Source organism: Chryseobacterium sp. B21-037, assembly GCF_028570785.1.
Classification (GTDB): domain Bacteria; phylum Bacteroidota; class Bacteroidia; order Flavobacteriales; family Weeksellaceae; genus Chryseobacterium; species Chryseobacterium proteolyticum.
In genome coordinates, this window is record NZ_JALGCB010000001.1 from 1,007,577 (window position 1) to 1,031,258 (window position 23,682).

Annotated in this window: 22 protein-coding genes and 1 tRNA gene; 13 read left to right on the forward strand and 10 right to left on the reverse strand. The window is 36.2% G+C overall.

Going from position 1 to position 23,682, the window contains the following annotated elements:
• Positions 1-21: 21 nt before the first annotated feature.
• Positions 22-1,083, forward strand: a complete 1,062-nt coding sequence (ilvC, locus tag MTQ00_RS04250) for a ketol-acid reductoisomerase (protein WP_273647860.1) — start codon at positions 22-24, stop codon at positions 1,081-1,083.
• Positions 1,073-2,338, forward strand: a complete 1,266-nt coding sequence (gene ilvA / locus MTQ00_RS04255) for a threonine ammonia-lyase IlvA (protein ID WP_273647861.1) — start codon at positions 1,073-1,075, stop codon at positions 2,336-2,338. Before ilvC ends, ilvA begins: the two co-directional genes overlap by 11 nt.
• Positions 2,339-2,778: 440 nt before the next feature.
• Here the strand turns inward: ilvA and MTQ00_RS04260 are convergent, their stop codons facing one another.
• A complete protein-coding gene (locus MTQ00_RS04260; protein ID WP_273647862.1) occupies positions 2,779-3,342 on the reverse strand; it encodes a 5' nucleotidase, NT5C type in 564 nt (187 codons plus the stop codon).
• An 81-nt stretch (positions 3,343-3,423) separates the two neighbouring features.
• On the opposite strand from MTQ00_RS04260, the gene MTQ00_RS04265 reads away from it, so the two are divergent.
• Complete coding sequence (locus tag MTQ00_RS04265) at positions 3,424-4,173, forward strand: DeoR/GlpR family DNA-binding transcription regulator (protein ID WP_273647863.1); 750 nt, start codon at positions 3,424-3,426, stop codon at positions 4,171-4,173.
• Positions 4,174-4,216: 43 nt separating this feature from the next.
• Here the strand turns inward: MTQ00_RS04265 and MTQ00_RS04270 are convergent, their stop codons facing one another.
• The 3 genes from MTQ00_RS04270 to MTQ00_RS04280 form a co-directional block, all read right to left on the reverse strand.
• Positions 4,217-4,390 carry a hypothetical protein gene (locus tag MTQ00_RS04270; protein ID WP_172283168.1) on the reverse strand — a complete coding sequence of 58 codons (174 nt, stop codon included), beginning with the start codon at positions 4,388-4,390 and terminating at the stop codon, positions 4,217-4,219.
• 83 nt (positions 4,391-4,473) lie between these two features.
• Entirely contained in the window at positions 4,474-5,421 is a 948-nt protein-coding gene (locus MTQ00_RS04275; RefSeq protein ID WP_273647864.1) for an MBL fold metallo-hydrolase, read from the reverse strand.
• Between the two features lie 525 nt (positions 5,422-5,946).
• Positions 5,947-6,018, reverse strand: a tRNA-Arg gene (locus tag MTQ00_RS04280).
• A gap of 165 nt (positions 6,019-6,183) precedes the next feature.
• Here MTQ00_RS04280 and MTQ00_RS04285 point away from each other — a divergent pair.
• Complete coding sequence (locus MTQ00_RS04285) at positions 6,184-6,981, forward strand: SDR family oxidoreductase (RefSeq protein ID WP_172283165.1); 798 nt, start codon at positions 6,184-6,186, stop codon at positions 6,979-6,981.
• A 76-nt stretch (positions 6,982-7,057) separates the two neighbouring features.
• On the forward strand, positions 7,058-7,972 hold the full coding sequence (locus MTQ00_RS04290; RefSeq protein ID WP_172283163.1) for a helix-turn-helix domain-containing protein: 915 nt from the start codon (positions 7,058-7,060) through the stop codon (positions 7,970-7,972).
• A gap of 55 nt (positions 7,973-8,027) precedes the next feature.
• On the opposite strand, the gene MTQ00_RS04295 is transcribed toward MTQ00_RS04290, so the two are convergent.
• Together MTQ00_RS04295 and MTQ00_RS04300 are read right to left on the reverse strand one after the other, a co-directional pair.
• Positions 8,028-8,576, reverse strand: coding sequence for an AAA family ATPase (locus MTQ00_RS04295; protein ID WP_273647865.1), 549 nt, complete (start codon positions 8,574-8,576; stop codon positions 8,028-8,030).
• Positions 8,577-8,612: 36 nt separating this feature from the next.
• Positions 8,613-9,599, reverse strand: coding sequence for a GlxA family transcriptional regulator (locus tag MTQ00_RS04300; protein ID WP_273647866.1), 987 nt, complete (start codon positions 9,597-9,599; stop codon positions 8,613-8,615).
• Between the two features lie 120 nt (positions 9,600-9,719).
• Here MTQ00_RS04300 and MTQ00_RS04305 point away from each other — a divergent pair, with 120 nt between their 5' ends.
• Together MTQ00_RS04305 and MTQ00_RS04310 are read left to right on the forward strand one after the other, a co-directional pair.
• Positions 9,720-10,169, forward strand: coding sequence for a DUF1569 domain-containing protein (locus MTQ00_RS04305; RefSeq protein ID WP_273647867.1), 450 nt, complete (start codon positions 9,720-9,722; stop codon positions 10,167-10,169).
• Positions 10,170-10,239: 70 nt separating this feature from the next.
• Positions 10,240-11,388, forward strand: coding sequence for a hypothetical protein (locus MTQ00_RS04310; protein WP_273647868.1), 1,149 nt, complete (start codon positions 10,240-10,242; stop codon positions 11,386-11,388).
• 50 nt (positions 11,389-11,438) lie between these two features.
• Here MTQ00_RS04310 and MTQ00_RS04315 read toward each other — a convergent pair whose 3' ends face one another.
• Both MTQ00_RS04315 and MTQ00_RS04320 read right to left on the reverse strand, forming a co-directional pair.
• Positions 11,439-12,878: a S41 family peptidase gene (locus MTQ00_RS04315; protein WP_273647869.1), complete on the reverse strand. Its 1,440-nt coding sequence runs from the start codon at positions 12,876-12,878 to the stop codon at positions 11,439-11,441.
• A 51-nt stretch (positions 12,879-12,929) separates the two neighbouring features.
• Positions 12,930-14,786, reverse strand: coding sequence for a helix-turn-helix transcriptional regulator (locus MTQ00_RS04320; protein WP_273647870.1), 1,857 nt, complete (start codon positions 14,784-14,786; stop codon positions 12,930-12,932).
• 233 nt (positions 14,787-15,019) lie between these two features.
• On the opposite strand from MTQ00_RS04320, the gene MTQ00_RS04325 reads away from it, so the two are divergent.
• Genes MTQ00_RS04325 through MTQ00_RS04345 form a run of 5 tightly spaced genes read left to right on the forward strand, consistent with a single transcriptional unit; the run spans position 15,020 to position 18,079 of the window.
• A complete protein-coding gene (locus tag MTQ00_RS04325) occupies positions 15,020-15,343 on the forward strand; it encodes a DUF4870 domain-containing protein (protein ID WP_172283152.1) in 324 nt (107 codons plus the stop codon).
• Between the two features lie 19 nt (positions 15,344-15,362).
• Positions 15,363-15,836 carry a hypothetical protein gene (locus MTQ00_RS04330; RefSeq protein WP_273647871.1) on the forward strand — a complete coding sequence of 158 codons (474 nt, stop codon included), beginning with the start codon at positions 15,363-15,365 and terminating at the stop codon, positions 15,834-15,836.
• On the forward strand, positions 15,836-16,333 hold the full coding sequence (locus tag MTQ00_RS04335; protein WP_273647872.1) for a hypothetical protein: 498 nt from the start codon (positions 15,836-15,838) through the stop codon (positions 16,331-16,333). The genes MTQ00_RS04330 and MTQ00_RS04335 overlap by 1 nt, the downstream gene beginning before the upstream one ends.
• Positions 16,334-16,362: 29 nt before the next feature.
• The gene (locus MTQ00_RS04340; protein ID WP_273647873.1) at positions 16,363-17,343 is read left to right on the forward strand and encodes a hypothetical protein; all 981 of its coding nucleotides are present in this window, start codon (positions 16,363-16,365) and stop codon (positions 17,341-17,343) included.
• Positions 17,344-17,347: 4 nt separating this feature from the next.
• Entirely contained in the window at positions 17,348-18,079 is a 732-nt protein-coding gene (locus tag MTQ00_RS04345; RefSeq protein WP_172283145.1) for a hypothetical protein, read from the forward strand.
• A 362-nt stretch (positions 18,080-18,441) separates the two neighbouring features.
• Here the strand turns inward: MTQ00_RS04345 and MTQ00_RS04350 are convergent, their stop codons facing one another.
• Positions 18,442-19,548, reverse strand: coding sequence for an epoxide hydrolase family protein (locus MTQ00_RS04350; RefSeq protein WP_273647874.1), 1,107 nt, complete (start codon positions 19,546-19,548; stop codon positions 18,442-18,444).
• A 309-nt stretch (positions 19,549-19,857) separates the two neighbouring features.
• Here MTQ00_RS04350 and MTQ00_RS04355 point away from each other — a divergent pair, with 309 nt between their 5' ends.
• Entirely contained in the window at positions 19,858-20,496 is a 639-nt protein-coding gene (locus MTQ00_RS04355) for an NAD(P)-dependent oxidoreductase (RefSeq protein WP_273647875.1), read from the forward strand.
• Positions 20,497-20,549: 53 nt separating this feature from the next.
• Here MTQ00_RS04355 and uvrA read toward each other — a convergent pair whose 3' ends face one another.
• Positions 20,550-23,342, reverse strand: a complete 2,793-nt coding sequence (gene uvrA / locus MTQ00_RS04360) for an excinuclease ABC subunit UvrA (RefSeq protein ID WP_273647876.1) — start codon at positions 23,340-23,342, stop codon at positions 20,550-20,552.
• Positions 23,343-23,682: the final 340 nt, after the last annotated feature.

Consider the following 23,682-nt stretch of genomic DNA (forward strand, 5'->3'; position numbering starts at 1 on the left):
ATAACAATTAAAAACAAAATTATGGCATTAATTAAATTTGCAGGAGTAGAAGAAAATGTAGTAACAAGAGAAGAATTTCCAATTGAAAAAGCGCAGGATGTATTAAAAAATGAGACTGTAGCGGTTTTAGGATATGGTATCCAGGGACCTGGTCAGGCTTTAAACCTTCAGGATAACGGAATCAATGTAATTGTCGGACAACGTAAGAATTCTAAAAGTTGGGATAAGGCAGTACAAGATGGATTTATTCCGGGTGAAACATTATTTGAATTAGAAGAGGCAGCACAAAGAGGAACTATTCTGTGCTATCTTTTAAGTGATGCAGCACAGATCGAATTCTGGCCAACATTAGAAAAACACCTTACCCCTGGAAAAACATTATATTTCTCACATGGTTTCGGAATTACCTATAATCACCAGACTAATATCGTACCGTCTAAAGAGGTAGATGTAGTTTTGGTAGCGCCTAAAGGATCCGGAACATCTTTAAGAAGACTTTTTGTGGAAGGTAAGGGATTGAACAGCAGTTATGCCATCCATCAGGATGCAACGGGAAATGCGAAGGATAAAGTAATTGCATTAGGGATTGCGGTAGGCAGCGGATATTTGTTCGAAACCAACTTTAAGAAAGAAGTATATAGTGATCTGGTAGGAGAAAGGGGCTCATTGATGGGTGCAATACAGGGACTTTTTGCGGCTCAGTTTGAAGTATTGAGAGCTCAGGGACATTCACCTTCCGAAGCCTTTAATGAAACCGTTGAGGAATTAACACAGTCTTTAATGCCTTTGGTGGCAGAGAACGGAATGGATTGGATGTATGCCAACTGTTCAACAACAGCCCAAAGAGGAGCTTTAGATTGGTGGAAAAAGTTTTATGATGCTACTAAACCTGTATTTGAAGAGCTGTATCAAAGTGTGAAAGAAGGAACTGAATCACAAAAATCAATTTCAAGTAACAGTAAAGAAAATTACAGGGAAGGTCTTAACAAAGAGCTTGAAGAATTGAGAAACAGCGAATTATGGCAAGCCGGGAAAGTCGTAAGATCGTTACGTCCGGATAGAGAATATGAATATGAAAAGTAAAACCATTACTTTCCCTTCCTTAGATGCTGTTAAAAAGGCCCGGAAAACCCTGGAAAATATTGTCAATACAACACCACTGCAGGAAAGCGTTAGACTTTCCAGACAGATTGGAGCGAATATTTTTTTGAAAAGGGAAGATATGCAACCGGTCCGTTCCTATAAGATCAGGGGTGCCTATAATAAAATCTACAGCCTCCACAGAAATGATAAAACCGGAAATGGTGTTGTTTGTGCCAGTGCAGGAAATCATGCCCAAGGCGTTGCTTTTGCATGCAGGAAAATGAAGATCAACGGAACGATTTTCATGCCCGTCACGACTCCTAAGCAAAAACTGGAGCAGGTAGCCATGTTTGGGGAACAGTATGTTGAAATAAAGCTTATAGGCGATACTTTTGATGACTCAAAGAATGCGGCCATAGCATACAGTGAAAATTCGGGAGCTGAATTTATCCATCCGTTTGATGATGTGGAAATCATTGAAGGCCAGGCTACCTTGGCCATGGAAATTCTGGAACAAGCAAAAGATCCTATAGATTTTGTACTTGTACCACTTGGAGGAGGTGGGTTAGCTGCTGGCATTATCACTGTGTTTTCGATTTTATCACCTCAAACGAAAATCATTATTGCAGAACCAAAGGGAGCTGCATCGATGAAGGCATCTGTAGAAGCAGGAACCAATATCGAATTGTTGCACATTGATAAATTTGTAGATGGAGCTGCTGTTCAAAAGGTAGGTGACCTTGCTTTTGAAATCTGCAGGGACCATATCCATGAGTGTATTGCTGTTCATGAAGGAAAAGTATGTGAAACTTTATTGGAACTTTACAACAAGGATGCAATGGTGCTTGAGCCTGCAGGTGCATTGACGATAGCTGCACTGGAGCTCTGTAAAGAAGAGATAGCAGGAAAAAATGTTGTATGCATTGTAAGCGGAAGTAACAATGATATTACAAGGACGGAGGAGATTAAAGAAAGGGCAATGCTTTATAAAGGATTGAAACATTATTTTATTGTAAAATTTCCTCAGCGACCGGGTGCTCTTAAAGAATTTGTTCTGAGTGTTTTGGGAACATCGGATGATATTACTTTTTTTGAATATACCAAAAGGAATTCCCGGGAAACTGCTTCAGCGATCGTTGGTATTGAAGTTCCTTCTTTTTCAGACTTTGAAGGATTATTAAAGAGAATGAAGCAGGCAGGGTATTATGAATCATATCTCAATGATTCCCCCAATATGATGAATATTTTAATTTAGATTAATGAATCAAGCCACTTACAAAAGTGGCTTGATTATTTGGTAAACATAAGCTTTGACAGGTAATAAATACCCGTTATAGTCTTATGGATACTTAAAATAAGGCTAAACTGATAAATGTCATGGTGTTTATTATTTTTATTCAGTCTAAATAAATATAAATTTGTTGTAGCAAAATAACAATAAGAAATAGAGAGATAATTACTCTCAATTATTACGGTTTGTTTTTTGGAAAGTATAATAAAAATAACACAACTAATCATATCCATATCAATTTTTGTTTTTTTAACCGGTGAGGCCATATCTCACCGGTTTTCTTTTATTATAGGATAAATGTTCCTGTAAAAAGAAACCCTTCCTATTATTGGAAGGGTTAGTTGTTAGAGTAAATTATTTCGGTTTATTAGATAAATCAAATCGTTACGATTATTCCTGATGGCTTAAACAGCTTCAGATTTACTTAAATTCCTGATATCATTGAATAATGTCCGTACTTCACCCCATGTATTTACTCTTTGATGGTGATCTATATTACTGTTGTGTCCTGCGTTAAACATAATTGGTCTTCCCTTACAGAAATCCAGATTTTTAATATGGTCATCAATAAGGTAGTCCGTATCGATTACACTCTTATCTCCGCACATAATGATATTTTTCCATGAAATAAAAGGGAAGTGCTCCTGCAGCCATTGGTATTTTTCATATAATGAAAGCGGAAACTCCATTGCTGCTGTCACAATATATACATCATAATCTTTCATCAGTTCCTGTACTACCTCTATGGCACCAGGCATCACTGGCAAGGTGCGGAAAAATCCCGGAGTTTGCAGATATTCGAATATTATTTCTTTGTTGGGAAAAGCGTCCGGTTCCGGTTTACCGATCATATCTTCCCGGCTGATTAAAATGCCATGATCCCTGTGATACCAGGCGATTAATTGTGCCTCTACATCTGCAATTACACCATCCATATCTATAGCGATCGTTTCTTTTTTATTTTTCATTTTGCAATTATTTGCAACAAATATATAAAATATTGCATGAAGTTGCATTATCTTGCAGTAAATATTTTCTATATTTGTGTTATGATAAAAGCTGAAAGACAGGATCGCATTCTGGAATATCTGGCCAAGGACAAAAAGGTTTTGCTTGATCAATTGAGCAAAACCCTTAAAGTATCTGAAGATACCATACGCCGGGATATTAAAGAATTATCCGATAAAGGGTTGCTTAAAGCTGTCCGTGGTGGTGCTCTTCAACGGTCATCAATGCCGTTGCATTTTAAGGACCGGCAGAATATTGATGTAGCCCACAAAAAGATGATTGCAGAGAAGGTTTTGGAATATATCACTCCCGGCATGGTTCTGCTTGTGGATTCAGGAACCTCAGCATTGGCTGTAGTAGCGAATTTGCCAAAGGATATCGCTTTAACTGTTGTCACCAATAGCTTTCCTGTGGCTTCTCTTTTGGAAGACCATACAGAAATTGAAGTTTTGTTTATGGGGGGAATGCTGAATAAAATTTCATTCTCTACAACAGGATACGAAACCATACAAAGTATAAGAAATATCAGGGCAGATATCTGTCTACTGGGTGTTTGCAGTATTGATCTGGAGGTGGGTGTGACGGGAGATGATTACGAAGATAGCCTGGTTAAAAGAGTAATGATAGAAACTTCAAAATGTACGATTGCCTTATCGACCTCAGATAAACTGGGAAAATCGGAATCCTTTTACATATGCGCCACGAATTCCCTGAATGTGATCATCACAGAAGCTGATCCCGATTCTGATTATTTAAAACCTTATATAGAAGCGGGTATAGAAGTACGGTAAAATCAAAAGGCAAAGAATAACTTTCTTTGCCTTTTGATCAATTCTAATCGATAATAATGGCCATGCATAACCCATTAGGCCCTGCTTGTGATCTTGGACGGCATGCTCCGTTAATGCAGCACCAGTCATCACCACATTCCAGGTTGGCAGGACATTGCAGGTATCCGCCATTAATACGTCTTAGTTCACTTCTTTCCAATGATTTTAAATTTTTCATAGTACATAGTTTTAGTTGTAAAACAAATGTAATGAATTATGTAATAGGAAATTATCTGTTATTTAAAAAAACTGTTTATCTTTTTACAAAGTGATTTTTTCTCCTTGTACAGGGAAAATATACCGGATTCCCAAAGTATTTTTTTCCTTCAGTTGCTTCTTGATTTTCTCTATGCTATCATCCACAGGTTTCAGGTGGGTAATGATTACAGGGACGTTTTTTAGTTTTCCGGGTTGACAAAAACCATTCAGAATATTCAATTCATTTTCCAATAACGCTGGGGTAAGATGTCCAAATAATGATTTATCCGGTTGTGCATTTGGAAAAGAAACTTCTATTAGAATTCCTTTTAGCTTTTGCTTATTTACATGTGGAGCAACCTGTTTCCATAGTTTTTCGAGCTTATTGCTTTTTTCTATACGATCGCTTCCCGTATCTCCCAGGTAAAGAAGGTAATCGTCATTATACCGTAAAAGAAAAGCTGTACTTTCATAAGGGTTGACGTGGCTAAGCGGAAAAGCTGTCACATACATTTCTGTGTCTGTTAGAGGTATTTCCCTGTTTTCTTCCAGACTGATCATTTTATATTTACCTAACCTGGGTGTTTCTCCGGTATCGGTAAAATTAGCCCAGCTTTGCCACGAGAAATATTTATCTGTAATGATGTTTCCAACAGAAGGTAGTGTATACACGGACTTTTTTGTATCATCCGGGCTGTTGATGATCAATCCGCTTACATGATCAAGATGTGCATGGGAGATAAGATAGCCTTTGATATTTTGTTGGATCACCTGCAATGCAGAATTTTGTTTAAAATTTCCCTTCTCTATTGCTTTTTCAATTCCGGAACGTATTGTTCCGGCATCAAGAGTAATATAATTGTCAGAATGCACCGGAGCAGCCATGTAGCTGGATAAGTTACTTTCATAACCTCCACCATAAATCCCCAATGGGATTACTTTGAAGCTGTTCTGTGCGGAACAAATGGCTGTCGACAAAATAATAGCCAGGCTGAAAAATTGTTTTATCATGTAAAATACGTGTTATTGTTATGAGGAATAATGGGAATACAAATTTAATTTAAAACATAGCGATCACAAAACAAATTAAAGAAATCTATGTTTTGTAAGACTCCAGGTAATTATAATTATGTTTATTACAATTCTGAAATAAGGGAAAAGGGCTTCTCATAAATGAAAAGCCCCTGCTGCAAATGCATTACATATAAGCATGTAATAATTTATTAAATAAAAGCTTCCCGCTGGAGGGAAGCTTTAGACTAAAATGATGAAAATTATTATTAAGGTGATGTTTCGTATTCAAAAATAGTGATTGCTATACATTTGTTTTTATGATCATGATCATAAAGTGGTGAATTATACTAGTCGTTTATCAAAAATAATTATGAAACTTACTTTACCAAAGTAGCGTCAAGTTCTTTTTTTCAACTATGAAAAAAAGAACTTTCACTTCAAATAAAGTTGCCGCTTGTTTAATTCCGATTTTGAATGTTTCGGGGGATACTATTTTTAGAGCTTTGAACAAAAGGTGATGTGTAGCCTCACCAGGGATCGAACCTGGATCTAAAGTTTAGGAAACTTTTGTTCTATCCATTGAACTATGAGGCCTTAGTGGGTCAAATATATTAATATCCATTTAAAAATAAGCCATGTTCAGCCATTTTTTCTTTCAAAAAGGCTGATTTCCATTTTGGCTACATCAATATCCGTTTTGGCAACTTCAGTCATTCTTCGAGTGCGGACATTTGTATTGTAATTTTAATACAACAAAAAATGAAAACAATTTTTATAACAGGTGCCTCTACAGGACTTGGAAAAGCGAGTGCCAAATTATTTCAAAGCAAAGGATGGAACGTAATAGCAACGATGAGAAATCCGGAATCTGATACCGAACTGCATACTTTAGAAAACGTAACGTTACTTCCTTTGGATGTTACCAATCCGGAACAGATCAAATCTACAGTAAAAAAGGCATTGGAGATGAGTTCGATAGACCTTGTATTCAATAATGCGGGATATGGTTTAATAGGACCTTTGGAAGCTTTAACAGATGATCAGATTGTAAAACAATTAAATACCAATCTTTTGGGAGTGATCCGTGTTACACAGGCTTTTATTCCTTATTTCAGGGAAAAGAGAAGCGGAATGTTCATTACTACAACTTCTATTGGAGGCTTGATTGCTTTTCCATTAGGATCTACCTATCATGCCACGAAGTGGGCATTGGAAGGATGGAGCGAAAGCCTGGCATTTGAACTGAATACCTTCGGGGTGGATATAAAAACCGTTTCTCCAGGCGGGATTAAAACAGATTTTATCAGTAGGTCGCTGGATATGGGTACCCAACCGGAATATGAACCAATGATCAATACTATGTTTTCCAATACGGAAGCGATGATGGAAGGGGCTTCAGAGCCTGAATTAATTGCTGAAGTAGTATATGAAGCTGCTACCGACGGTAAAAAGCAACTTCGCTATGTTGCAGGTAAAGATGCTAATGAGCTGTATGCACAACGTCTGGAGATGGGAGCAGAAGCATTCCGTGAACAATTCGGAAAGCAATTTATATAAATATTCATTCAAAGAACAGTGCAGATATAACGACTGCACTGTCTTTTTAACTTTAAATAATGCTTACATTTATATTATGGAAAAGAAAGATAATGCTCCTCTGAAAATTTCCTCTATTTCCGAGCTGCACGATATATTACAGGTTCCCAAACCGCTACATCCTCTGATCAGTCTTGTGGATAATACCACAATGAGTGTAAATAAAGAAATACTAAACCGGAATTTTGTCTTGAATTTTTACAAGATATCATATAAATTTTCTGAAAACGGGAAAATGGGATATGGGCAAGGATATTATGACTTTAACGAGGGTGGAATGATGTTTACGGCTCCCAACCAGATCCTGTCCACTGACGAAGAAGCGGAATACCATGGATATACCTTATTCATACATCCTGATTTTATTAGGAATTATCCCTTGGCTAAGAATATAAAGAAATATGGCTTCTTTTCTTACGATACAAATGAAGCACTTCACTTATCCGACAAAGAGAAGAAGCTTATCGTTGGATTGCTGGATAATATCAATGGAGAACTCCATACTGCGATTGATGATATCAGCCAGGATGTCATTATATCTTATATTGAAGTATTACTCAATTACAGCAACAGATTTTATAAGCGTCAGTTTATTACCCGCAAAACCGTAAGCAATGATCTTCTTTCCCGGATGGAAAAGATCCTGGAGAATTATTTTGAAGATCAGGAGACCTTACAAAATGGACTTCCTACCGTTGAGTTTCTGGCTTCCCGACTGAACCTGTCACCCCATTACCTGAGTGATATGCTTCGCAACCTTACAGGTCAAAATGCCCAGCAACATATCCATGAAAAATTAATTGAAAAAGCGAAAGAATATCTTACAACCACCAGCTTATCTGTAGCAGAAATAGCTTATCAGCTGGGATTCGAGCATTCACAATCATTTAATAAATTATTCAAAAAGAAAATGAATATCACACCCCTTATGTTTAAGCAATCGTTTAACTGATTATCGCAAAGGGCTGAAATGTAAGAATGGTTGCTTTTTATTGTTGGAAATCACTTTATATGATATTCCTGAGAATAAAGTTTGCCCGTGCCTGCGGAGTATCAGGCGGTACATCTATAGGCGTATAACCATAATCAATATAGGTAGACCTCATCACATCATAAGTTTCTGCTGCTTCTTCCCAGGTTTGCTTTCTTTCGCCGTCTGTTCTGTAAATTTCCGGCCAGGGTGGAAGAATAAATATTTGAGGATTATATAGATAGTTTTTAGTAATACTTTTCATTTCAGGGCTAACAGGTAGTTGAATCATACGTGCATAGCAAAAAGCATCTATAATCCCACGATCAAAAAAAACAATCTCATCCCGAACAGCAGAAACAGCCTCATAACTTTGTAAAGATGCACTGATCATAAGATCCGTATAGAGTTCTCTGTTTCCCCATGGAAGTCCATTTCCTTTATTTTTTATCTGTTCTTTAATGATTTGTCTTGCATCTTCTTCTACTGTCCGATATCCTGCATTTTCAAGCTCGTTCAGTAGAGTTGTTTTTCCAACACCGGGACCACCGGTGATGACGTAAAAGTTGTTCCTACGGTATTTCATGCCCATTTTTATGGAGTTTTTTAGAAGGAAAATGATTTAATCTATTTCCTGGCTTTTATATTTGTTCCTGTAATCTGCCGGAGTGAGTCCTGTGATTCTTTTAAAGACCGTTCTGAAGGTTTTAAGATCGTTATAACCGATACTGTAAGTAACATCAGCAATATTGTGTTCTCCGGATTCAAGAGCTTTCTTTGCAGCTTCCACCTTTACACGCTGGATGTACTCTATAGGATTTAGGGAAGTCGCATTTTTAAAGCGGCGGATAAAATTTCTGCGGCTCATATTCACCTGGCTGGCGATCTGTTCTACTGAAATTTCTGTTGTAAATTTCTTTTCAATATAACTTTGTGCTTTATGGATTTCATCATCATTATGCCTGCGCTGTCCGGAAAAGATCGTAAAAATGCCCTGGGAGCTTCGTCCATAGTCAAGAGCATAGAATTTGCTTAAAGAAACCGCCACTTCTTTACCGCAGTTTTTTTCAATGAAATACAAAATTGCATTCAATGATGAAAATCCGCCACCGCCTGTAATGATCGCCTTAGAATGGGTAACCACATGCTCCGGTTTGAAATCGATCAAAGGGTATCGATACTGAAGATCTTCTATAGCGTTCCAATGTGAAGTCGCAGGCATATGATCAAGAAGTCCGCTTTCAGCAAGGAAATATGCTCCGGTACAAAGACTGATGATCTCACATTTTTGTTCATACTTTTTCAGAATCCATCCCGTCAGTACAGCATTTTTTGTTAATATGGCATTCACATCTTCCTGTCCGGATTTCATGGGAGCCACAATCACAACATCTGTATCGAATTTTTCTGCCAGTGTTCTGCTACAGCAAAACTGCATAGGCAGCCCGGATGAAACTTCTTTATGATGAATCCCGATAAGTTCTATATGAAAGGGAAGTGGCTTGCCATTCATTAATGCCATCTCATTGGCACTGCTAAAAAGTGCTGTTACCGTGGAGACTGCTGTAGGCATGGCATCTTCATACACTATAATTGAAATATGTTTCATAATATCAGTGCTTGTATACTCAAAAGTACATAATTAAATGGCACAAAATGCACTGCATGTTGTCATTTATGCGTTGCCCCTTTTAAAAAGAGGCTCTTTAATTTTACATAAAAATCAGTTATGAAAACAATATTTGAACATAAAGACAGGCAGGAGCTGATCGAAAGGATCAGTGCACTAACAGATAATAAGACTGCACAGTGGGGAAAAATGAATCTTTATCAGATGATCAGACACTGTACCGTTTGGAATGATTGGATTTTAGGAAGAAATAAACAAGAGTATAAACAGGAATTTTTGGGAAAACTATTTGGGAGAATGGCTTTAAAAAGATTATTGCGGGAAGGAGCTGTCATGGATAAAAATGTACCGGCAGGTGAATTTGCCATTAAAGAAAAAACAGGAGATACGGACTTATATAAAAAAATATGGTTGGAGCAGATTGCTGCTTATGAAAACTATTCAAATCCTGATTTTATCCATAATTTCTTTGGGAAAATGAAAACAGAGGATTTGGGCATGTTTGTTTATAAACACATGGATCATCATTTACGGCAGTTTAATGTATAATATTCATGATATAGGATACTAATCATTATTTCTTGCTATATTGGTCTTTCACTAATTGTTACCTAATATCATGAAATACCTATATTTAGTAGTATGCTCACTTTTAATTATTGCCTGTAAAGGACAGGGAAAAACAGATCTTTCAACATTGAGATTGAATGAGTCCATTGAAGATCTGATCGACTTTAAAAATAAAAATATGGTTGAAGTAAATACTGTTGAATATCCCTTTTGTTTATTTATTGAAATAGATAATTCAGAGAAGTTTACGTTTGACGGAATAGATTTAAAAGGACAAAAAGTATTTTTCCAGATTAATTCCGAGCGATTGAAAACAGACAGTATTACAAAATTTGGTGGAGGTCATTTTGATATGCAAGGTTTTAAAGATAAAAAAGAACTTGCTGCAATTCTGAAAAAACAAAAAGCAGATCCCACGATATATGGATTCAGGATAGAAATGAAAACTCCTGCCCTGAAGAAAGAAATCCTAAAAAAGCTCGAAAGCCGGTACGGAAAGGGAATTAAAAATCCTAATACGGATAATGGGCTATACTGGAATGTAAAAAAAGACAATCGATATATTTTCTATGCACCGGACTATGACAGGCTAATCATTCTGAATAATACAAATCTTTCAAAAACATGTTATTGGGATGCTATGAACGGTCTTATAGATTTTGGCGGATGTGACAATGAATCTTATACGAAGGAACTCACCAAGAACAGAACCGATTCTAAAGATATCAAAGATAAACCTGTTATCAAAATTGATAAAAGCTGGAATATAAACGGTCTTGCACTTGGTACTTCAACCGAAGCGGATTTTGTTAAATCTTCGCTCAACAAAAATTTTGAAAGAATAACCACCGTAGATTCAAAAGGAGACCTCAAAGAATTGATGCAGCAAAATACCTATAATAATTTTCATTTTTATTTCACGGCTGGAAAAAACGGTGAAAATGATCAGAAAAATAACATTTTGAAAGGTTATGCGATCAATGATTTTGAAGCGGTGGAGGTTTCATTTGGGAATCAGTTGAAAAAAGGAATGAAAGGAGAGGATGTATTAAAGATCATAGGTAAAAATGATGTTGTAGGAGATCCGGGATTAAAGTACTCCAATTATTTAGAGATTAAAAATCCTGCTTATAAAATCAATTTAATATTTGATGATAATAAATTGTTTTCAAGCATGTATGTGCTCAAAAAAGAATAGAAATTGTGCCAGAAAGAGATAAAGCTCCGGTAAATCCGGAGCTTTAATATTTATTCCATGATCCACTCGGTAGCTTTTTGTAGAACGGCATCAACATTTTTATCCTCTGAAGGAGTAATCATAATGTCCGGTTGTATGCCTTCCTTGTATTCCTTTCCTGTCCGGTCCATTTCGTAGGAAACCGCAAGGTAAAGTGTTCTTCCATCACTCAGTTCGTATCCCTGATTTGCACTGGTAAGTCCTGCAGAAGGCTGACCAAAGGTTTTAACATTCTTTTTTCCGATAAAGGAAATAGTGGTCGCCTCACCACTACTGGCTGTCATAGGTCCTATTAAGACTGCTATTTTAGGGTTCTGATCATGTAGCGTATAGGGTTTTGAAACAGAAACACTATACATACTGCCATCCTTGTATTTCCAGGCACTTTTGCTTTTTCCATCTTTTGTAAAATAACCCAAAGCTCCCTCTCCTGTTAAGGGGCCTAATCCCGTTATCATGGGATACATATTGCCTCCGGTATTGGATCTGAGATCCACAATCCAGCCTTTCAGGGTGTTTTCTGAATCAAGCTTTTTAATCATACCCTGTATTTTTTCAGCAAAAGCATTACCTACTTCTTTGTTAAGAGATGAAAATGCGGGGACCATAATATAACCGATCTTTTGGTCCAATAATTTATATGCAGGTTCAATAGGAGAACTTTTGGTACTCTTTTTTTCTTCAGCATATTGTTTGTTGTCCACGAAAGAATGATTATCTCCTGCAGCCCGCAACACTTTTATAATATGTTGAATAGCAGGAGCTGTAACTTCCTCTGTTACCATACCTCCTGAAAGTTTCTGAAGGTTATTATCAAGTGAACTCCAGTCTATTTTATCTTTAAAAATCGAATTTTTCTTTACGATGTTTTTAAATTGATTGATATACTTCAAAGCGGTCTTCGAAGCTTCCTTATCGGAAAATGGGATTTCCGTGACAGAAAAATCATCAAACCAAACTTTACCACTTCCTTTTAAAAAGCCACCCAATACAAAGTAGTCTGCCTGATCATTAAGTATAAATTCCAGGGTGTACTTTTTCCAATCTTCATTTTGGACTATTTTACGGTTTTGGGAAAAAGAATTTCCGAAATCAACCATAGTATTCTTTCCATCCCAAACCTGTGCCCACAGAGAAATATTACCCAGGATATTTGCTGATTTTATAAAAGCACCGATTTCAACTTTTCTTAATCCTTTTCCAGGAATCTTTACTTTTTGAGAGAAAGTTTGTAATTCATTAACATGATCCTGTTTACCGAAGATTTGTAATGAGCCGTTACCGGAGTGTTTAACCTCACCATCATATTTCATCTCATATGGGTCGAGGACTTTATGGCTCCAATCCGAAGGATAGTTGTTTTCTGTTTTTTCAAAGCCGGGATTTTGTAATTGGGCTGACGCAAAAATGCTACCGGCCAAAAGAAAAATACCAATGGAAATTTTTTTCATGGTTTAAATTTGATTTCTAAAAATAGGAATATTTAAAAAATATCCAACCCTCTAATTACCTAATTTCTGAAGGAAAAGATTAAGATCTTCCTCTTTGTCCAGTCCTAATTTTTGTTTGATCCTGTAGCGGCTCATTCTTACACTTTTAGGCTCGATATGCATCAATTGGGAAATCTGGCGGTTATCCATTTTAAGATAAAGGTAAGCACAAAGCTTCATATCAAGAAGGGTAAGCTTTTTATGGGCTTTTTCGTTGATGAGGTTAAAGAAATCGGGGTGAACTCTCTGGATCTGGAGTTTTGCATCTTCAAAATCATTATCAAGAACGAGCTCTTCTTTCATAATCTTCTGCATATTCAGAGAGCTGTCATCGGCAAGTTTATCTTTGATGCTATGCAACATGCGGTTTTTATGTTCCAGCTGAAGGACGTTGGCCATTGCTTCTTTTTGGAGTTGCTGCTGCTGGGCTTCCAGCAGTTGTTGTTCTGCCCTTAATCTTGCCTGTTCTTCCTTCTCCAGTTTTACCTGCATTTCAGATTCGTGTTTTTCGAATTCAAGTTGTTTCTCCCGTTCTAAGGAAAGACGCAGTTTGAAATGGTAGGAACGAAACATAAAAAGGAGTCCAAGTAATGAAGCGATAGCAATGCAAACATATAAATAGTTTTGAAGTTTACGGCTTTCCTCCCTTTCTTTGAGTATTTTCACTTCATTATTCTTTTTTTCTGTTTCAAATTGTATCTCAAGCTTCTGTGCATTAAGGGCTTGCTGCTGATTAAAATTCTTATCGCTGTATTCGGTTACTTCCGCCTGAAAATCCAAAGCTTTTTCAAAATTGCCCTGATTTTTATAAAAGTTAGACAAAGCCTGGGTAATATTGATTAAAGTATAATAGTATGGGGCTTTATCGGCTTTCATCAGATGATAAGCTTCTAATAGATACTTTTCTTCTAAAAGAGTATTACCATCTCTTTTGGCATATTCACTTAATATCCCAAAGCTACTGGCTTTAACTTCTGAAGCATTAGGATTATCTTTTAATATATTCCCCGCTGTCTCAGCATAATAAATGGCTTTTTTTTCTGCATCTTTATCATTGGCTGGAAAATATTTTAAATATACATTGGCAATATTGTTACAAGTGATGGCATAGGTATATCTGGATACTCTTGTTGGATATTTCAGATAAAGATCTTCAGACTTTCTTAAATAAAAGAGAACACTGTCCAGTCCTTTTTTTTCTTTGGAAGAATTGTAATTATATTCGTGGGCAACGGATAAGGCTGCATACGCATTACTGAGAAGATTATAATTTTTTGTTTTTTTTGCATTTTCAACTGTTTTGTGCGCATAGTTATTGACTTGGGGTACATTATTCCATGTTGAATATGAAGCATAAAGCTGATAATAAAAACAGGCTGCAATATAAGGGTCCGGTGATTTTTCCAGCTCTTTTAACCCGAGCTGACAATATTTTATCCTTTTTTCGTGGTCATCCAAAGTTTTATACAAGAACACTTTTGCATAATATGCGGAAGCCATTGCCTGAGGATTTTTAGATTGTTGGGCAATCATTAAAGCCGAATCACTTATCTTTTTTAAAGAGGCTATTTGCTGATCATTGGCTTTTATAACTGTGAGAAGTGTATAAGCTTTTGTTGCTTCAAGGTAATTCTTATTCCTTAAGGCGATACGGGCACTCTGCCTTGCCTTATTTTCGGCAGCAGAATAGTTTCTGTTTATTCTGTAAGCTTCTGCAAGTTGATTTAATAAAAAGGGCTTTTCTTTTTCCTCAGTGGCCGGTTTATTAATTGCCGATTGAAGACTGTCGGTATACACACCCTGAGGAAAAACATGACAGCTTATTCCTAAACAGGTCCATAAAAATATTTTGTAGAATACAGATTTCATATACTTAAAATTAAGATAATTTGTTAGATTCCCGCATAAAAGTTTGTAAATATGGACGAATATATAGAATAGCAAGATGCTGGAAACCAGTGCTGTTTGATTCCTGTAGTCATATTGTAGACACCCTTATAAGAGAAGTAGATGTTTTGTAGCATCATAAAGTTTGGAAATACGCGCCATTCAAACGAATCTTTGTCTTAGCAATATTGCTGTATAATTAATCACAGATTTTTATGAACAACAAAACTTTATCTATCGTTTCCTATATTACTCCTATAGGCTGGATTATAGCCTATCTATCAGGAAAAGACAATGCAGACGCTCTACTTAAATATCATTTAAGACAGTCTTTAGGACTTATGATTATAAGTATCCTTTTCAATATTTTAATGAGAATACTGGTTTCTGTGACACCTGCATTATCTTTTTTAGGTATCGCAGGACTTCTTATTACCATATTCTGGATATTGGGAATCATTAATGCCGCAAACGGAGCAGAAAAGCCGGTTCCCGTATTCGGAAAAATGTTTGAAGATAAATTTAATTTCATTGGTTAACACAAGCAGGAAAATTAATATGGACGATTATAAATATTTCATCCGTGAAGGCAATCAGTTTCATCTTAAAACCAAAGTCTCAACTGCAGTTCTAAGAACAATATTATGTGTAGTAATAGCTGTTGTTTTGTATTACATAATCCCTCCGGAAAATAAGATAAGGCTTTGGTCAGCTGTTCTTTTCGTGTTCTTTGCATTGGTTAATTTGTTGAGGACAACAAAAAAATTGATCATCGATACACAGGCCAGAACCATCATTCATAAAAATAATATATTGAGTGGAGAAGCTGTTTACCGTTTTGAAGATTTTGAACAATTTTATGTACTCGTGGGAAAATATCTTTTTATCACCATGGACAGTACAGCTTTCTTAATATTTGATCAGAATGGCAGAGAGAAGAGAGTTCCGGTCGTTGTAGGGCTTTTTAGTTCAAGAACTCCACAAAATGCCATTAATGAAGTAAGCGAAATCATGAATATTGCAGAAAAATAATGGAATCGAATAAATATCAACTGGAAATAACCTCCACTGAATTAAGTATAAAACCTTATTTCGGATATTTACCAAAGATAAAGATATTCGCTTTTCTGGCTATTGTTATATTCTGTTTTGTTCCCTTTTTCACCCAGCTGAATGATAACGTCCGATATACGTTGTATGGCCTTGGTGGGATCATGTTATTGTATGCGGTATATGATTTTATCTTTTGGGCCGGTATAAAATTCCTGTTTGATAAAAAAACAAACAGTATTTACAAGATTTACCCATTGTCGGTAAGAAAAAGATTAATGGCTTTTGATGAAATGACAATTATCAATACTGCAGAATATGGTGACAGGGCTTATGCCATAGGTAAAAAGAAGAAACAGTTTCTAAGAAATTATCCTATTAGTGATACCTTTTCAGGAAGTAAAAGAAGTAATAGGAGAGAGGATGAATACGTAGAACAGATACTGAATCCTATTCTTGAGTTTGTAAATAATCCTTAAATCTAAAGTCACTCCAAATACATATCAATATGAAAAAAAAGATTGTTATATTCTGGATACTGTATATGTTGTTTTTTGCAATCCCATTTCCAATGATTTTGTATTACAACATCAAGGGGGATGACCCTACTGATCTCAGCCTTGTAAACCCATGGCTTGCTTTAGGTATTTTAGCCGTTTCTCTTATATTATGGATCATTATTCTTACCGGGTATTTTCGCAAATGGATCCTGTCTAATTTTACAGCAAAAAAGAATATTGAATATTTAAACAAAAATGGAGTCCCTCGCAAAGCCGAAATAATTGAAGCTGTAAAAATAAAGGAGGAGAGTAAATATAACTCTTATGACCTAAAACTATTATTTAAAAATTTAGTAGATACTGAAATTGTCCAGAAAACAACGGTAAACGATTCAAAACCTCAGCAGCATCGATTTGAAGCCGGGAAAAAGATTGATATTCTTATTGACAAAGAAGTAAAAAGAGAACCTTATTTTATTTTTGCAGGAACTGAAGCGAAGATCAGTATCCTGACTATTTCTCTTATTTGCTTAGGATGGCTTGCGCTTGTTGCAATTATTTCCTGGTATTATATCTACTCTTATCATACGGAAAGTATGGGAATGGGTTGGAGGTTTATGGTTTTCTGGCATCCTCTTATTCTTTGCCCTGCCATTCTTTTGCTGTATAGAGTAGGATTTCCTTTGATTATAAGAGTATTTGAAGGAAAAAAAAAGGGTGAAGCAGCGCTTATTAAATTGAAAGGGATAAAAACTACAGCCAGATTACTGAGCGCCAAACAGACAGGAACCTATATCAATGAACAGCCCATGGTTCTGTTTAAAGTAGAATATATAGATTTCCAAAATCATACAAGAAGGGCAGAGCTCAAAAAAATTGTAAATCTTCTTGACCTGAATATAGTAAAACAGGCAAACATAGATATTTTTTACCTCAAAGAAAATCCTGACCTTGTTGCATTTGCCTCTGATTTGGATCAAATTAGTTAACACCATGAAAAAATCAATCATTATAATAATTGCAGGCAGTACTCTTTTTACAGGTTGCGAACAGATTTCAAAGAGTGTTAAGGATACCCTTAAGCCTGTACCAAAAGATAGTATCTCTACCTATGTAAAAAAGGAAGAAACTTTTCCTGAAAGCCCATTTGATCCTGCAGTAGAACGGCAGATAGAAGAAGCGCAGCATATGGTCAATACTATTTTGGAAAAACATACTAAAACCCATGTTCAGACTCATCAGGAAGGTAAAAGCACAGACTTTCTAAGCAACGAAGAAAAATTAATCAAAGCTGAGGAAGCACTGAAAAAGCTGCCTCAGTACATGGGTAAAGAGATCTTTATCTACTCTTCCGTTTATTTTTATAACGACGGCAATATCAGGCTGATGCTTCAGCATCCTCAGAACCCGGAATACATAGACAATTACCGTTATGAAAATGGTAAATGGTCTGATCCCAGCCCGGAACAATTATCCGTTAAAGATAATATTAAAACCAGGTTGGTCCCCTTAAGAAAGCTTCCTTTCGTAAATATTGCCAAAGCGGCAGAAATCTATAATGAAAAAACAGCTCGCGTTGAAGGAGCAAAGCCTGTTACAAATATTTCCATTTCGGTCTGGAACAATATGATAAGATGGTATCCTTCAAGCATTAACGGAAGCAGGGAACGCTATTCAATTGAGCTAAACGAAAACGGAACATTAAAAAAATTTGAAAGAGAGTAGTAAGGAGGTATAATATAAAAGAATCCGCTCTTTAGGAGCGGATCCAGTAGATAAATACATCTCATTTTTTTAATTAGACAACAATAAAAAGCACAGCCGACAATGCTGTGCTTAAATTTTTATAAATTTAATTGCAATTTCAAATCTGAAAAAAGCAAAAAACGATTTCATTTCAGTTGTATTACATAGTAAATGTAGGAATAATTTTAATACAAAACATGAATTAAATGTTAAAATTCACAAGTTATCCACATTTTTTTGTGGATAGGTCTGTGATCCGGTCTTTCAGTGTATTTATTGAGTTAATCAATTTGAGGTTTTTATCCTTATCATGGTGTTTTGAGAACCAATTCTTAGCGCAGCTACAAAGAATAAAAGAATGATCTCAATTCATCTGAAAATACCTCGGGTATTTCCAATGCTGCAAAATGGCCGCCCTTATCCAGTTTTTTAAAAGAGACAACATTGACAAACCGTTCTGCCCATTCTCTGGGAAACTGTGCCTCACGGGGAAGCACTACAATTCCCGCAGGAACATCGTTTTTTTCCAATGGCTGAGATCCTCCCCATTGTGCTATAGCATCGGCTTTATACATTCTCATGGATGTACCGATGGTCTGGGTGACCCAATAGATCATAATATTAGTAAGCAACTCATCGCGTCCTCCAAAAGCTGTTTCAATTAATTCAGGAGGAGCACCGGCGTTTCCAAAACTAATGATCCATGCCGCTAACCCTACAGGAGAGTCATTGAGTGCATAAGCCAATGATTGTGGTTTTGTAGAGTGAACCATAGCGTAAGCACCTTCGGAATACCACCAGCGCTGTACAAACTGGGCAAATTGCTTTTCTTCCTCTGTCATTGTATTCGGATCTTCCTGTCCCATAGGGTAACCGATATCCGTAAAATGAACCCCCTCCATAATATCCGGATATTTGGAAGCTAAAGCTTTGGTAACTCCCATTCCCACGTCTCCACCCGCAGCACAAAATTTATTATACCCTAATGTTTCCGTCATTAATTTGATCCATACATCTGCTACGGCTTCACTACTAATGGCAATCTTATCAGAAAAGCCAAACCCTGGAATGGAAGGAATAATAAGATCAAAAGTTTGTTCACCCTCCGTAAGCAGAGGAATTATTTTGTGAAAACGATAAAAGGTATCCGGCCAGCCGTGGGTTAGCAATAAGGGGATGGAATTGCTTCCTTTTCCTTTTATATACTGGAAATGAATCTGAATCCCGTCAATGTCAGTTGTATATTGGGGATATTGATTCAACTGGTCTTGATGTTTTTTCCAGTCGTATTCATTGATCCAGTAGTCTGTAATTTCCTTCAGGTACTTTTCGCTTGTTCCGAAGTGCCAGTCAGAACCTTCAGCTTCTCCGGGCCATCGGGTGTTTTGAATTCGGTTTTTCAGATCTGTAAGAACAGTCTCTGAAATGTTTACGGTAAATGGTTTCATATGATTTGAATTTGGTTGTATGAGTTGCATTATGGTTCTTAACAAATATAATTCTTTAATTGTTTTGTAAAGTCGTATTAATTAGATATTTATAAATTTTTATACTGCTGTTTTAAATTAAATAAGTAAATTTATCCTATTAAAATCTCTTTATAAATATCATCAGTATTTACCGGTAAGATTCTATAACCGGGCTTTATAAGGGTTCAGGCTCCTGGACTCCTTGTCTTTTTATATTTACATAAAAACAAAACCAATGGTAATATCATATTACCGGCGTGTACAGTTTATAACATTAAAGAGATTCTTATGAAAACAAATACAATAGCCGTGATCGGCGGTACCGGAAAATCCGGAAAATATCTTGTTCGTCAGCTTTTGGAAAAAGGCTATTCCATTAAACTTTTGCTCAGAAATCCCGAGAATTTTAAATCAAAAAATTCTCTGATAGAAATTATGAAAGGGGATGCCAGAAATTATCAGTCCGTTCATGCTTTACTTAAAGATTGCAGCTGTGTTATCAGTACTTTAGGGCAGCCGGTTGGTGAAGATCCTATATTCAGTGATGCCACAGGAAATATTCTAAAGGCAATGACCTTTCACGGTCTTAAAAGATATATTGTAACTACCGGATTGAATGTTAACACCCCTTTTGATAAAAAAAATATAAAGGTGAAACAGGCAACAGACTGGATGTATCAAAACTATCCGAAAACAACGAAAGACAAGCAGACAGAATATGAATTACTTACGACAACAGATCTGGACTGGACATTGGTAAGACTTCCTTTAATTATTCAGACCGATGAACATTTCAATGTGGAAACCAATCTGGAAGATTGTAAGGGTGAAAATATCAGCGTAGCAGACCTGGCGGAATTTCTGATTTCACAAATTGAAGATACAACATACATCAGGGAAAGCCCCTTTTTGTATAATGTACTTTAAGATCATTTAATAAGATTAAAAAACAGAGAGTCAAATTTGACTCTCTGTTCATATTAATTTTCTAATTTTTCTTTGATATATTTGGCCGTATGCGACTTTTTATTGTCTGCCAGTTCTTCAGGTGTCCCGGCAAAAACTACTTCACCACCATATTTTCCGGCTTCAGGACCAATATCAATAATATAATCTGCAGATTTGATGATGTCCGGTTGATGTTCTATAACAATTACAGAATGCCCAAGATCAATCAGTGCCTGAAGAGATTTCAGTAATTTTTGGATATCATGGAAATGGAGTCCGGTTGAGGGTTCATCAAAGATAAATAACGTCTTATCCGTTGTTACTCCTTTTACCAGGAAAGAAGCAAGTTTTACACGCTGTGCTTCACCTCCCGAAAGGGTAGAAGAGCTTTGCCCAAGCTGTAAATAACCTAAACCAACCTCCTGCAAAGGTCTTAATTTCGTAACAATTTTGTCTTCATGATTTTCTTTAAAAAACTCAAGAGCTTCATCCACCGTCATATGGAGGATATCAGAAATATTCTTCTCATCAAACTTTACTTCCAGAATTTCATTTTTGAAACGGGTTCCTTTACAGGTTTCACATTCCAGCTCGATATCAGCCATAAACTGCATAGAGACATTAATAACCCCTTCTCCTTTACACTCATCACATCTTCCACCATCTACGTTGAATGAGAAATGTTTCGGTTTATAGCCCATCATCTTAGACATCTTTTGTTTGGCAAAAAGATCTCTGATATCATCGTAAGCTTTAAGATAAGTAACAGGGTTTGAACGTGAAGATTTCCCGATAGGATTCTGATCGATGAGTTCAATATTCTTGATCAGTTTTTTAGGAAATTCCACTGTATCGTAATCTCCCTTTTTTCCTCCCATTCCCAACTGTATCTGGATATCGTTTGTGAGAATTTCTTTCATTAGTGTAGATTTGCCACTTCCGGAAACTCCTGAAATAACAACCAGATTTTCCAAAGGAACATCTACATCAATATTTTTGAGGTTATTTTGTCTGGCTCCTTTAATATGGATCCATTCCTTAGCTTTCCTTCTTTTCTCAGGAACTTTAATTTCCAGTCTGCCTGTTAAATAATGAGAGGTAAGGGTATCAGCATTTTTTAATTCTTTATAATCCCCGGCAAAAACAAGTTCACCGCCCAGGTAACCGGCTTCAGGACCAATATCGATAATATAGTCTGCAGCTCTCATTACATCTTCATCGTGTTCAACAACGATAACGGTATTTCCCAAATCCCGCAGATTTTTTAAAACTCCGATTAAATTTTCAGTATCCCTGGAGTGTAACCCGATTGAAGGTTCATCCAGAATATAGATGGAACCTACTAATGAACTTCCCAAACTGGTAGCCAGGTTAATCCTTTGGCTTTCTCCTCCAGACAGCGTGTTGGATGTTCTGTTAAGGGTAAGATATCCTAATCCCACCTTTAATAGGAATTCCAGACGGGTAGTGATCTCATAGAGAAGCCTTTTAGCTACTTCCTGATCATATTCCGAAAGCTGTAAAGAATTGATTAAAGGGAAGAGCTCGTCAAGCGGTAATTCAATCGTAGACTGGATATTATGCCCGTCAACTTTTACCCAGCTTGTTTCTTCACGAAGCCTTAAACCTTCACAGGTTGGACAAAGTGTTTTACCCCGATAACGGGAAAGCATGACACGGTATTGGATCTTGTATAAATTTTCTTCAAGCATTTTGAAGAAATTATTGATCGATGGAAAACTGCTGCTACCATCTCCTTTCCATAAATAATTTTTTTGCTCCTTCGTAAGCTGATGATAAGGCTTATGGATAGGAAAGTCCCCCGCTTTTTTGATGAATGCTTTTTTCCATTCACTCATCGTTTCTCCTCTCCATGCCACAACAGCATCTTCATAAACGGAAAGGGTCTTGTTAGGAATTACAAGGTCTTCATCGATTCCTATTACTTTTCCATAACCTTCACAGGTAGGACAAGCACCATAAGGATTATTAAAACTAAAAAAATGGACATTGGGCTCCAGGAATTCTATCCCGTCCATCTCAAATTTATTGGAAAACTCTCTGACTTTTCCTGTTTCAATATTTTTAAGCGAGCAATACCCTCTACCTTCGTAGAAAGCCATCTGAATAGAGTCTGCCAATCTTTGAAGAAAACTCTCATCTTCTTCATAAGCAAAACGGTCGATCACCAGATTAATGACCATTCCTTTTTCAGGAGTAAATCCAAAGCTTTCGAGATCTTCAATTCCCGCAACGTTATCATTAATCTCCAATCTTGTAAAACCGGCTAGCTTGAGGACATTTAAGTTCTCTGCAAAATTGTCAATATCATATTCCAGTGGAGCCGTTAAAAGAAAAGAAGAATCCTTCTTTGAAGATTTAATAAAATCCACGACATCTGTCACCGAATCTTTTTTTACCTCCTGTCCTGAAACCGGGGAAAATGTTTTCCCGATTCTGGCAAATAAAAGTTTAAGGTAATCATAAATTTCTGTGGAAGTTCCGACTGTTGAACGGGGGTTGGAAGAAATAACTTTTTGCTGGATAGCAATTGAAGGAGCGAGTCCTTTAATATCATCCACTTTTGGTTTTTCCAGTTTCCCTAAAAACTGTCGTGCATACGAACTTAAGCTTTCAACATATCTCCTTTGTCCCTCCGCATAAATTGTGTCAAAAGCGAGTGATGATTTTCCGCTTCCGGACACTCCTGTGATAACGATCAGTTTATTTTTCGGGATTAATACATCGATGTGCTTCAGGTTGTTAAGATGTGCATTTTTAACAAATACCTGCTTTTTTATATCTATTTCTGTAATTGATGCCATAGTAAAATTAAGACCAACAAAAATACGAATTTTTAACGGATTTTCTTCGTCTAATTATCGCTTTTACTATTCAAAAAATCTATTAAACAGACTGTTAATATTTACAAAATAAAAACATTGACCCGGTCATTGCTTTGGTACTTTTTTGATAAAAAAACACTTATGTAAATACTTTAAACAGACCAATTGATTATTTCAATAATAAAATATTATTACTGCGGTGTATTAAACAATAAGTTATAAAATGATAGCAATGAATCTGTTCATCAGCATTAATTATTAAACAAAGAAGGAAAGATGCAATATATTATTTAGCATGTTAAAGAAATTTTATGAATTT

Bases quoted from the DNA above. Each gene is read 5' to 3' on its own strand.
- ilvC (WP_273647860.1), top strand. From the start codon at position 22: ATGGCATTAATTAAATTTGCAGGAGTAGAAGAAAATGTAGTAACAAGA.
- uvrA (WP_273647876.1), bottom strand. From the start codon at position 23,342: ATGGCATCAATTACAGAAATAGATATAAAAAAGCAGGTATTTGTTAAA.
- MTQ00_RS04335 (WP_273647872.1), top strand. From the start codon at position 15,836: ATGGAATCGAATAAATATCAACTGGAAATAACCTCCACTGAATTAAGT.
- MTQ00_RS04275 (WP_273647864.1), bottom strand. From the start codon at position 5,421: ATGATAAAACAATTTTTCAGCCTGGCTATTATTTTGTCGACAGCCATT.
- MTQ00_RS04355 (WP_273647875.1), top strand. From the start codon at position 19,858: ATGAAAACAAATACAATAGCCGTGATCGGCGGTACCGGAAAATCCGGA.
- MTQ00_RS04285 (WP_172283165.1), top strand. From the start codon at position 6,184: ATGAAAACAATTTTTATAACAGGTGCCTCTACAGGACTTGGAAAAGCG.
- MTQ00_RS04270 (WP_172283168.1), bottom strand. From the start codon at position 4,390: ATGAAAAATTTAAAATCATTGGAAAGAAGTGAACTAAGACGTATTAAT.
- MTQ00_RS04265 (WP_273647863.1), top strand. From the start codon at position 3,424: ATGATAAAAGCTGAAAGACAGGATCGCATTCTGGAATATCTGGCCAAG.
- ilvA (WP_273647861.1), top strand. From the start codon at position 1,073: ATGAAAAGTAAAACCATTACTTTCCCTTCCTTAGATGCTGTTAAAAAG.
- MTQ00_RS04305 (WP_273647867.1), top strand. From the start codon at position 9,720: ATGAAAACAATATTTGAACATAAAGACAGGCAGGAGCTGATCGAAAGG.
- MTQ00_RS04260 (WP_273647862.1), bottom strand. From the start codon at position 3,342: ATGAAAAATAAAAAAGAAACGATCGCTATAGATATGGATGGTGTAATT.
- MTQ00_RS04315 (WP_273647869.1), bottom strand. From the start codon at position 12,878: ATGAAAAAAATTTCCATTGGTATTTTTCTTTTGGCCGGTAGCATTTTT.
- MTQ00_RS04320 (WP_273647870.1), bottom strand. From the start codon at position 14,786: ATGAAATCTGTATTCTACAAAATATTTTTATGGACCTGTTTAGGAATA.
- MTQ00_RS04345 (WP_172283145.1), top strand. From the start codon at position 17,348: ATGAAAAAATCAATCATTATAATAATTGCAGGCAGTACTCTTTTTACA.
- MTQ00_RS04325 (WP_172283152.1), top strand. From the start codon at position 15,020: ATGAACAACAAAACTTTATCTATCGTTTCCTATATTACTCCTATAGGC.
- MTQ00_RS04330 (WP_273647871.1), top strand. From the start codon at position 15,363: ATGGACGATTATAAATATTTCATCCGTGAAGGCAATCAGTTTCATCTT.
- MTQ00_RS04350 (WP_273647874.1), bottom strand. From the start codon at position 19,548: ATGAAACCATTTACCGTAAACATTTCAGAGACTGTTCTTACAGATCTG.
- MTQ00_RS04295 (WP_273647865.1), bottom strand. From the start codon at position 8,576: ATGAAATACCGTAGGAACAACTTTTACGTCATCACCGGTGGTCCCGGT.
- MTQ00_RS04300 (WP_273647866.1), bottom strand. From the start codon at position 9,599: ATGAAACATATTTCAATTATAGTGTATGAAGATGCCATGCCTACAGCA.
- MTQ00_RS04340 (WP_273647873.1), top strand. From the start codon at position 16,363: ATGAAAAAAAAGATTGTTATATTCTGGATACTGTATATGTTGTTTTTT.
- MTQ00_RS04290 (WP_172283163.1), top strand. From the start codon at position 7,058: ATGGAAAAGAAAGATAATGCTCCTCTGAAAATTTCCTCTATTTCCGAG.
- MTQ00_RS04310 (WP_273647868.1), top strand. From the start codon at position 10,240: ATGAAATACCTATATTTAGTAGTATGCTCACTTTTAATTATTGCCTGT.